We start from the raw sequence: 1,800 nt of genomic DNA, 5'->3' as shown, positions 1-1,800 counted from the left end.
AGGTCAACGACAAGGGCGAGGAGACTCCGGGTACTGATCCGGAGAATCCGAACGACATTGCTAAGCACGAGGACATCAATGATAAGGCTCAGACTGTGACCTCTAAGGATGAGCCGTCTGAGTCCACCACGCCGAACAAGCCGGGTGACGAGACTTGCGAGTCCACGACCCCGTCTAAGCCGGGCGAGGAGACTACCCCGAATAATCCGGGCGAGTCCACGACTCCGGGCAAGCCTGGTGAGTCGACCACTCCGGGTAAGCCGGGCGAGTCCACGACCCCGAACGATCCGTGTGAGTCCACCACGCCGGATAAGCCTGGTGAGGAGCCGTCTGAGTCCACGACTCCGAAGACGACCGAGAAGACCACTGAGCCGTCTGAGTCTACGACTCCGAACAAGCCGGGCGACGAGACCTGTGAGTCCACGACCCCGACTAAGCCGGGCGAGGAGACCACTCCGAACAACCCGGGTGAGTCCACCACTCCGGGCAAGCCTGGCGAGTCGACCACTCCGGGTAAGCCGGGCGAGTCCACGACCCCGAACGATCCGTGTGAGTCCACCACGCCGGATAAGCCTGGTGAGGAGCCGTCTGAATCGACGACTCCGCGTGAGCCGGGCGATGAGTCTGGTATGCCGAAGATTTCGACGAATGCTGACTTCGCTAACGGCGCAACCCAGGTTGTTGCTGGTGCGCAGGTCAACGACCGTGTTACCTACGAGAACCTGGTTCCGGGTAAGGAATACACTCTGTTCGCTGAGCTGATTTCCAAGGAGGACGGCAAGACCGTTCTGGGTGAGGGTGAGAAGACCTTTACTCCGGAGTCTGCTAACGGTGAGGTTGTCGTTACGATCACTGTTGATGAGTATGTGACGGAGCCGGTTGAGGCTGCGGTTGCTTTCGAGGAGTTGACTTCGGTTGAGGTCAACGACAAGGGCGAGGACACTCCGGATACTGATCCGGAGAACCCGAACCACATCGCTGAGCACAAGGACATCAACGACAAGAACCAGACGGTTCCGAAGTCGGGCGATGATGAGTCTGGTAAGCCGAAGATTTCGACGAATGCTGACTTTGCTAACGGTGCAACCCAGGTTGTTGCTGGTGCGCAGGTCAACGACCGTGTTACCTACGAGAACCTGGTTCCGGGCAAGGAATACACCCTGTTCGCTGAGCTGATTTCCAAGGAGGACGGCAAGACCGTTCTGGGTAAGGGTGAGAAGACCTTTACTCCGGAGTCTGCTAACGGTGAGGTTGTCGTTACGATCACTGTTGATGAGTCTGTGACGGAGCCGGTTGAGGCTGCGGTTGCTTTCGAGGAGTTGACTTCGGTTGAGGTCAACGACAAGGGCGAGGAGACCCCGGATGTAACTCCGGAGAACCCGAACCACATCGCTGAGCACAAGGACATCAAGGACAAGGATCAGACTGTGACTTCCAAGGAGGAGCCGTCTGAGTCCACCACGCCGGACAAGCCGGGTGAGTCCACCACTCCGAACAAGCCGGGCGAGGAGACTACCCCGAACAATCCGGGCGAGTCGACGACTCCGGACAAGCCGGGTGAGTCGACCACGCCGGACAAGCCGGGTGAGGAGCCGTCTGAGTCGACTACTCCGCGTGAGCCGGGTGAAGAGTCTGATACGCCGAAGATTTCGACGAATGCTGACTTTGCGAATGGTGCAACCGAGGTTGTTGCTGGTGCGCAGGTCAACGACCGTGTTACCTATGAGAACCTGGTTCCGGGTAAGGAATACACCCTGTTCGCTGAGCTGATTTCCAAGGAGGACGGCAAGACCGTTCTGG

The 1,800-nt window shown here is 58.5% G+C and carries 1 protein-coding gene; it reads left to right on the top strand.

Annotated elements, in window-relative coordinates; all coding sequences use genetic code 11:
* Positions 1 to 1,800, top strand: a 1,800-nt coding sequence (locus ACUY3D_RS12615; RefSeq protein ID WP_448241217.1) for a VaFE repeat-containing surface-anchored protein, incomplete at both ends; no start/stop codon positions are given.

Source organism: Corynebacterium guaraldiae, assembly GCF_053480195.1.
The sequence above is the reverse complement of the archived record's forward strand: the minus strand, read 5'-3'. Positions and strand labels throughout refer to the sequence as shown.